Source organism: Acidisphaera rubrifaciens HS-AP3 (genome assembly GCF_000964365.1).
Lineage (GTDB): Bacteria > Pseudomonadota > Alphaproteobacteria > Acetobacterales > Acetobacteraceae > Acidisphaera > Acidisphaera rubrifaciens.
Map to the genome: position 1 here is coordinate 1 of NZ_BANB01000215.1, position 2,505 is coordinate 2,505.

Below are 2,505 nucleotides of genomic sequence, written 5' to 3' on the forward strand. Positions count from 1 at the left end.
GAGCGCCGCCCCCTCCGGCCGCGCGCCGATCAGCGCCGCCTCCGCCGCCGGCACGCGCATCGCCGTCTCGCCCACGCCCGTCAGCGCGATCCGCGCCTCCGCCACCGCGTCGCCCGCGCGGCACAGCACCACCGAGACGGCGGCCAGCGCGTAATCGCCGTGCCGCCGCGCCATCTCCTCGAACCCCCATCCCGCGCCGTCCGGCAGCGCCGGCAAGTCGATCGCGACCAGCATCTCGTCCGGCGCGAGCGACGTCGTCAGCGCGCCGACCAGGAAATCCGGCATCGTGCTACGCCGCTCGCCGCCCGCCGATCGTATCGTCAGCACGGCATCCAGCAGCAGCGCCAGCATCGGCAGCTCCGCCGCCGGATCGGCATGCGCGAGACTGCCGCCGAACGTGCCCCGGTTGCGTATCGTCGGATGCGCGACATGCGTCATCGCGTGCGCCAGCACCGGGAACAGCGACGCCACCAGGGCCGAGGTCTCGACCGCGACATGCCGCGCGCGCGCGCCGATGCGCAGCCCGCCCGGCGTGCGCGTGATGTCGCCGAGGCCGTCGATGCGGTTGATGTCGATCAGCAGCGACGGGCGCAGCAGGCGGAAATTGGCCATCGGCATCAGGCTCTGCCCGCCGGCCAGCAGCTTCGCCTCCGGCTCGTCGCGCAGCAGCGCCACCGCCTCGGCGACGTCGCGCGCCGCGTGATAGCGCAACGGCGCCGGCTTCACGCCGCACCCCATTCCGGTCGCACGCACCGGGCACGCGGCATCGCGTCCTCCGCCCAACTTGCTTAACTGAACCGACCCTAGGCGCCCCCGGCGGCCGGCGTCAAGCCGGGCTCAGGCGCGCGCGGCGATCGCCTCCTCCACGTCGCGCAGCCGGTCCTTGCCGAAGTAAATATCCCCGCCCACGAAGAAGGTCGGGGCGCCGAACGTGCCGCGCTCCACCGAACGCTGCGTGTTCTCCAGCAGCGCCGCCTTCACCGCCGCATCCTGCGCCCCGGCCGCCAGCGCCGCGGCGTCCAGCCCCGCCTCCTGCAGCACGGACGCGACGACCGCCGGATCGTCCATCTTCTTCGGCGTCGCCCACATGTGGCGGAACACCGCGTCGACATAGCGCTCGAACACGCCCATGCCCTGCGCCGCCACCGCCATGCGCATCAGCAGCAGCGTGTTGACCGGGAAATGCGGGTTCATCTGAAAGGCGATGCCGTGCCGCGCGACGAATCGCTCGCGCTCCAGCCGCTCGTACTCCAGCCGGTTGCGTATCCCCGCCATGCTCTCCGCCGGCGAGCGGTTGTTGGTCAGCTTGAACACCCCGCCCAGCAGGATCGGCACATAGGTGAAGCGCGCGCCCGTGCGCGCCTCGATCGCCGGGATCACGCAATGGCTGAGATAGGCATTCGGACTGCCGAAATCGAAATGGAACTCGACCGCGCCCATCGCCTCACCACCGCTCGCCATAGGGGCGTATCTCCTGTTCGAAGGTCCAGGCATCGCGCGGCTGCGTGTACAGCGCCCAGTACGCGTCGCCCACCGCCTCGGGCCGCATCAGCCGGTCGGGCGGGAGCGCCGCCACCGCCGCCTCGCCCTCGCGCGCGCGCAGCCGTTCGCGCACCCACGCGGTGTCCACGCCCGCATCGATCACCAGATGCGCGACATGGATGTTCTGCGGCCACAACTCGCGCGCCGCACTCTGCGCCATCGCGCGCAGCCCCGCCTTGGCCGCGGCGAAGGCCGAGAATCCGACCGCGCCGCGCAGGCTCGCGGTGGCACCCGTGAAGAAGATCGCGCCCTCGCCGCGCGGCAGCATCAGCCGCGCCGCCTCCCGCCCCGCGAGAAACCCGCCATAGCAGCCCATCTCCCACACCTTGCGGAACACCCGTTCGGTGGTGTCCAGCAGCGGGAAGCTCACGTTGGCGCCGACGTTGAAGATGCAGACGGCAAGCGGCGCCGTCGCCTCCGCCTCCTGCAGGAAGGCGTTGATCTCCTCCTCGCGCCGCGCGTCGAGCGAGCGGCCCTCCGCGCGGCCGCCCGCGGCGGCGATCGTGTCCACCAGCGGCGCCAGCTTCTCGCCGTTGCGGCGGCCGGCGAACACGATGAACCCCTCGGCGGCGAAGCGGCGCGCGATGGCGGCGCCGATGAAATCCCCGGCGCCGATCACGGCGACGGTCGCATGTCTGTGCGCCACGGCCTGCTCCCCTGCTGCGCCGCCCCTGCTGGACCGACCCGGCGGCGGGGCGAAAGGAGCGGCGGGGGGAAAGGATAGGCACGGCCGCCGCCGCCGCGCCACTTGCGGCGCGGGCGCCCCGGCTATGCCTCCGCCGCCTGCGTCAGCACCGCATCCAGATGCGCCGCCAGCGCCCGGTAGTCGCCGTTGTCACCATCGAGCGCGAGCGCGCCGGTGATCGCCGTCAGCGCGTCGGCATACCGCCCCGCCTCGAACAGCAGCGACGCCAGCCCCGCGCGCAGGTCCGCCCGCTCCGGCGCCAGCGCGATCGCCTGCCG

The 2,505-nt window shown here is 73.1% G+C and carries 4 protein-coding genes; all 4 read right to left on the bottom strand.

Annotation, left to right across the window (positions count from 1 at the left end; all coding sequences use genetic code 11):
- Positions 1 to 726 (bottom strand): FAD binding domain-containing protein (locus B8460_RS07450; RefSeq protein ID WP_048860957.1); only part of this gene is annotated, 726 nt, incomplete at its 3' end.
- Between the two features lie 111 nt (positions 727 to 837).
- Positions 838 to 1,461 carry a 2-hydroxychromene-2-carboxylate isomerase gene (locus B8460_RS07455; protein ID WP_241771139.1) on the bottom strand — a complete coding sequence of 208 codons (624 nt, stop codon included), beginning with the start codon at positions 1,459 to 1,461 and terminating at the stop codon, positions 838 to 840.
- Positions 1,445 to 2,188 carry an SDR family NAD(P)-dependent oxidoreductase gene (locus tag B8460_RS07460; RefSeq protein WP_048860955.1) on the bottom strand — a complete coding sequence of 248 codons (744 nt, stop codon included), beginning with the start codon at positions 2,186 to 2,188 and terminating at the stop codon, positions 1,445 to 1,447. The genes B8460_RS07455 and B8460_RS07460 overlap by 17 nt, the downstream gene beginning before the upstream one ends.
- 122 nt (positions 2,189 to 2,310) lie before the next feature.
- Positions 2,311 to 2,505, bottom strand: a 195-nt coding sequence (locus B8460_RS07465) for a tetratricopeptide repeat protein (protein WP_048860956.1), incomplete at its 5' end; no start/stop codon positions are given.